General features: G+C 65.3%; 6 protein-coding genes. 1 reads left to right on the forward strand and 5 read right to left on the reverse strand.

Annotated elements, in window-relative coordinates:
* The 5 genes from EOC06_RS31550 to EOC06_RS31570 all read right to left on the reverse strand — a co-directional run.
* The coding region (locus tag EOC06_RS31550; protein WP_128309627.1) for an ABC transporter substrate-binding protein at positions 1–1,159 on the reverse strand (1,159 nt) is incomplete at its 3' end.
* A 26-nt stretch (positions 1,160–1,185) separates the two neighbouring features.
* On the reverse strand, positions 1,186–2,247 hold the full coding sequence (locus EOC06_RS31555; RefSeq protein WP_164898835.1) for a maleylacetate reductase: 1,062 nt from the start codon (positions 2,245–2,247) through the stop codon (positions 1,186–1,188).
* Complete coding sequence (locus tag EOC06_RS31560) at positions 2,247–2,906, reverse strand: alpha/beta hydrolase (protein WP_128309629.1); 660 nt, start codon at positions 2,904–2,906, stop codon at positions 2,247–2,249. The genes EOC06_RS31555 and EOC06_RS31560 overlap by 1 nt, the downstream gene beginning before the upstream one ends.
* Positions 2,903–3,862, reverse strand: a complete 960-nt coding sequence (locus EOC06_RS31565; protein ID WP_127266441.1) for a VOC family protein — start codon at positions 3,860–3,862, stop codon at positions 2,903–2,905. Before EOC06_RS31565 ends, EOC06_RS31560 begins: the two co-directional genes overlap by 4 nt.
* Before the next feature lie 3 nt (positions 3,863–3,865).
* Positions 3,866–4,771, reverse strand: coding sequence for a dioxygenase (locus tag EOC06_RS31570; RefSeq protein ID WP_128309630.1), 906 nt, complete (start codon positions 4,769–4,771; stop codon positions 3,866–3,868).
* A gap of 93 nt (positions 4,772–4,864) precedes the next feature.
* Here EOC06_RS31570 and EOC06_RS31575 point away from each other — a divergent pair.
* Positions 4,865–5,554: LysR family transcriptional regulator (locus EOC06_RS31575; RefSeq protein WP_164898834.1), on the forward strand; the 690-nt coding region annotated here is incomplete at its 3' end.

Genomic DNA, 5,554 nt, shown 5'->3' on the forward strand with positions numbered 1-5,554 from the left:
GTGTCTTGCAGACGTTCTTCGCGGCGAAAGGTGGCAATCCCGCACCGCTCCAGGCCACTTTGCCCACCACCGTCGTCATGTCGGTGGCCGCTATCGCCGCCGCGATCGCCTCGGCATTGGTTGGATCCGACACGCGGCCCATGACATTGGCCGCCACCTCGAACAGCGAATGGACAAAACCGATCGGCTGGGTCCAGGGACGGCCGGTCTTGGCGGTAAAATCCGCCGCGAGTTCCGCCGAGCTCTCGCCCGTCACGGACGATTTGAACGGATGCGAGGCCGACCACCAGACCTCGGACGAGAGGTTGTGGCCTGCGTCGCCGAGCGTCTCGACCGATTGCGGGAAGAGGATCGCCTTGGCCACCGTCACCGCCTTGGGCTTGAAGCCCTGCTGACGGGCCTGGTTCCAGAAGGTGGTGAAATCGGGCGGAATGACCACACCGGTGACGATCTCGGCATTGGCCGCCTTGAAGACGTTGACCTGCGCGGTGAAATCGTCCGAGAGGTTCTGATAGCGACCGGGATCGGCAAGGCTGAAACCGGCGGCATCGAGACCCGGCTTCAAGCCGTTCTTCGGGTCGCCCCAGGCATTGCCGTCGGCATCGTTCGGGAACAGCCCGCCCACCTTGCCGTTGGTGGAAAGCTGTTTCCACATGCCGGTGTAGACGGCGATGATGTCTTCGAGACCCCAGAAATAATGATAGGCGAAATTGAAAGGCTTCCACGAGGACGGATCGGCCGGATTGCCCTGCTGGCCGATGAACCAGGGCTGCCACGGCGCCATCGTCGAGATGACCGGCACGCCCTCCGCCTCGCAGGTGGTGGCCACCGGGTTGGTGTTCTCGGGTGTCGAGCCGACGAGCATCAGGTTGATCTCGTCATCGACGATCAAGCTCTTCGCCACCTCGGCCGCGCGATTGGGATTCGACTGGCTGTCCTTGACGATGACCTCGAAGTTCTTGCCCGCCTCGGAAGCGAGGAAGGCCTTGATGTTGTAGGCATCGCTCTCCGCGAAGCCGGCAAGCGGCCCGGTCTGCGGCGAAACATAGCCCAGGCGGATCTTGGCGCCTTGCGCGATGGCCGGCGTCGCCAGGCGCGAACCGGCCAGCGCCAGGCCTGTCGCCGCCGCGGCTTTCAGTAGGCTGCGTCTTGTGATCACTGTAGTTCCTCCCTCTTGTTTTATTCTCAAGCCCCCGGACGGCGTCCCTCCCACGCCGCCTGAAGGAGTTCCCTTATCGATCCCCGATCGATTGGCCTCGGATTCGCATAGGCATTCTTGACCGCGATCGACGCCGCGCGGTCGAGATCGGTCTCCTCGATGCCGATCGCCTTCAAGCTCAGCGGAGAGCCGACCGACTGTGCGAAATCCCAGAGCCCGACGCCCGCCGAGCCACTACCGAATGCTTCGGCGATCGGGCGCAGCAGATCAGGCACCGCCGTTTCGTTGAAGGCGGTCGTGTAGGGCAGCAGGATGGCGTGGGTTTCGGCATGCGGCGTATCGAACGAGCCGCCGAAGACATGCGCCAGCTTGTGATGCAGCGCCATCGAGACATAGCCGAGTGCGGTCGAGCAGCACCACGCCGCATAGAGCGCCTGCGTCCGCGCCGCGCGATCCTGCGGGTCGCCGATCAGCCTTGGAATGCCGTCCTTGAAGGCAATCATGGCATCCCTGCACATCAGCACGATCACCGGGTTGCGATCGGGGGCATACAAGGCCTCCATCGCATGAGCGATCGCGTTCATCGCCGAGGTCACGGTGAGACCTACCGGCAGGCTCAATGTCAGATCGACGTCGTAGATCACCGTCTCGGGGCGGATGCCCGGCGAGCGGCGGGTGGTCTTCTCGCCGGCCGTGGTCTCGCCGAGGATGTCGGTCATTTCCGAGCCGGCATAGGTGGTGGGAATGACCACCTGGTCGGCGCCGGTGCGCACGGCAATGGCCTTGCCGAGCCCGGTGGTCGAGCCGCCGCCGAGGCTGACGACCGCCGAAGCGCCGCTGCTGCGGAAGGCATCGACGGCCTTTTCCGTGACATCGACAGGGGTATGCATGACCGCGCCGGCAAAGATCCCGGCTGCGAGGCCACCAAGGCTTGCGGCCAGTCTTTCCGCATCGCCCTTCTGGTGCGGCGTCGACAGCACCATCACCTTGTCATGGCCGAGCCGCCGGACTTCCTCCTCGACGCGAGCCATGCTGCCGGCACCGAAGACTACCCGTGTCGTCAGGCCCGGAAAGGTGAAGCTGTCCATCATCGCGCCGCCTCCATGCGCGGGCCGCGTCCGGCCGCGAGGTCGTCGAGGATCGTGCCCAGCATGGCGATCTCGGCGTCCGAGACCTCATGGCCGCGGCCCGGGAACAGATCGGCCCGCAGGCTCGCGCCAAACCGGCCCAGCGATTGCGCGGCATCGGCAAACGCCGAGACCGGTATCCAGGGATCGGCATCGCCACCGGAAAGATAGATCGGCATTCCGGCCGGCGCCGCCTCGGATCTTTCGTCCGCCGGAACGCCGACACGGCAGCCCGTGAAGGCCGCCAAAGCGTCCGGCGGCGGCAGCCCCGCGCAGAGATATTCGATCGACAGACACGCCCCTTGCGAGAAGCCCGCGAGAAGAATCGGCAGTCCGGGCAGTTCGGCCCGCGCCGCGACCATTGCGGCCGCAAGGTGGTCGAGCGCGTCGGAAAGCTGCGCGCGGGCGACCGGCGTCAACGGGTCGACGGCACGCGCCTCCCACCACATGCCGTGTGGTGCACGCGGCAAGATAAAGGCCACGGCGGTCGCGGAAAGCCGCGACAGCACATGCGACTGCATCTCTTCGGGCGATTGGCCGCGGCCGTGGACGAAGACGCAGATCGCCTTCGCCTCCGGGCCTCTTGGCCCAAGCCGGAGCGGACCGCTGCCTGAACTCACGTGAAATCCGCCTCTTCCAGGCCGGCCTGCAATTCGCTCTCGCGGTCCTTGAACCACGGCGGGAAGACCAGCGTCTTGCCGATCTGGCCCGGAGGCTCATCCTTGGCCCAGCCTTCCGGCGTGGTCCAGGCAATTTCGAACAGCGCGCCTCCGGGCGAGCGGACATAGCAGGACTTGAAGTAGTTGCGGTCCTTCTGCTCCGATATATCCGTGAAGCCGAGGCCCTCTATATGGGCGCGCAGTTTCAGCTGGTTCTCTTCGTCGCCGGTGTTGAGGGCTAGATGGTGGATGGTGCCGCCAGCCAGCGTCCAGGTGCCCTGCGGGCTGTCGCGATCGACAATGACCTCCACGCGCTGAGCGACGCCGGCCGCGTCGGGCACGCGGAACACCAGCCCTTCGTGGTCGTCGGCCTCTTTCTCCATCGGCAATGCGATGGTCAGGAAGTCGTCCATGGCGGTGCGGTCCATCACCGCCACCACGGCGCCGTAGATTCCCTTGATGCCGTGGGCCTTGCCGATGCCCTGCGTTTCGTTGGCGATGGGCGCGCGTGGATCCCTGTCGCTTTCCACCAGCTCATGCGGGATGCCGCAGGGATGTGCGAAAGCCGCACGGTCGGCGCCAAAACGAGTTATCTTGATGGCCTCGATGCCGCGCGCGTTCAACCGGTCGACCCAGAAATCCACGGCCCCCTTGGGGATCGACTGCATGATGGTGCGCGACTGGTTGGACCCGCGGCGGCCATAGACGCCTGGCTTGCGGAACGGGAAGGTGGTGATGATCGTCGAGGCATCGCCGTTGGGCGAGCCGTAATAGAGGTGGTAGACAGGGATGACGCCATCGAACAAGACGGTGCGCTTGACCGAATGCAGGCCCAGTGCCTTGGTATAGAAATCAAAATCTTCCTGAGCGCTGTCGGTCGAGAGCGTCAAATGGTGGTAGCCGCTGACACGTGCCATCGGTCATCTCCTCCCAGAGGTTTCGGTTTCGCCCCGCCGCTGCGGGCAGAGCACGAGGTTGAGGTCGAGCGCGTGCTTCCGTTTTCCTCCGTTGGGCGGCAGCGCGCGGAACTCGGCCATGAGTTCGGGTTTGACCCCGAAGATGGCATCCCGGCCGATCGCGGGGTCCGACCGGTCGAAGATGTGGGTCGTCAGCGTTTCGAAGCCCTCCGCCGAGACGCGAAAATGGATGTGGGCCGGCCGCACGAGGCCAAGGCCAAGTGCCGACATCAATTGGCCGACTGGGCCGTCCGACGGCAGCGTGTAGCCCTTCGGCTTCACCGTCGTGAAGCGGAACCGCCCCTGCGGATCGGTACGGAAGCGTCCGCGCAGATTGAATTCAGGCTGCCTATCAGGTTCCTGGTTCTCGTAGAGACCCTCGGCATTGGCCTGCCAGATCTCGACCACCGCATCGCCGATCCCCGCGCCGTCGAGCGCGACGATCCGGCCGGCAACTTCCAGCGGCTCACCCTTGTGATCGCGCGAAATGTTCGCGCCGAGCGGCATCTCCGGCACGTCGGCCCGGTAGAAGGGGCCGGCCAGGGTGTTTGGGGTCGCCCCAACAGGGCGCGGGCTGTTCTGATCCTCGATCAGCGAAGACACGCCCAGGACGTCGGCGAACAGCACCCATTCCTGGCGCCGCGCATCGGCGTAGTGGCCAACCTCGGTCAGAAAATCGATCGCCTGCCGGAATTCCTCGCCGGAGGGCCGCAACTCGACGATCAGCGCGTGCAAACCGTCGACGGCTGCCTGTGCCGCCGCCGCCAGGCGGGACTGGCCCATTGCCGTCAGGCGCCGTGAGAATTCCTCGGCCTGCGTCGAGATCGCCTTGGGGAATTCATCTCGCTTCGGGTCGTGCTGGCCGTGCATTCCGCCGGGGCCTCCCTTCCCCTTGCCAAGCGGGATAGCACGGCCCGACGCGATGCTTGATGAGATGTGGCGTCCCTTGTATAGCGTTTTGCTATGAAGCTGAACGAGCGCCACCTCATGCAGCTCGCCGCGGTGCTGGATGCAGGCGGCGTGTCGGAAGGAGCCGCTATGCTGGGCCTGACCCAGCCGGCAGTCAGCCGATCGCTGGCCATGCTGGAGGCACGGGTGGGCGAGCCGCTTTTCCTCAAGGGCCGCCGGCCGCTGCAGGCGACACCGCTCGGCTTCCAGCTGGCGGCGCAGGGCCGCACGATCATCACCGCGTCGCGCAAGGCGTCGGATGCGGTGCAGGGCTTCATGAAAGGCACCAAGGGCGTCGTCCGTGTCGGCGGTGTGCCTTTCTTCATGGATGCGATGATCAGCCGGATGATCGGAGAATTCCAGAAGCTCGAGCCCGAGGTCACCGTCCAGCAAAGCTATATGAACCTGCCCGAGATGGTCGCGGCGCTGGAGAGCAACCAGATCGATCTCGGGATCGTGCCGATCGGCGTGCTCGACCTGGGACCCGGCTTCGAATTCACGGAAATCCTGCCCGGACGCAACGTCGTGGCTTGCCGGCCCGACCATCCCCTGCTGCGAAATCGCCGCCTCAGGGCGCATGACCTGACCAGCTTTCCCTGGGTTGCCCCCCTACCCGGCTCTCCGCTGATGTCGGACCTGCAGATGATCCTGATGAGCATCGGCATGTCGGACCTCAACGTCCGCTATTCGGGAGGCTCGCTGATG

The sequence above is a fragment of the Mesorhizobium sp. M7A.F.Ca.MR.362.00.0.0 genome, from assembly GCF_004023175.1.
GTDB lineage: Bacteria > Pseudomonadota > Alphaproteobacteria > Rhizobiales > Rhizobiaceae > Mesorhizobium.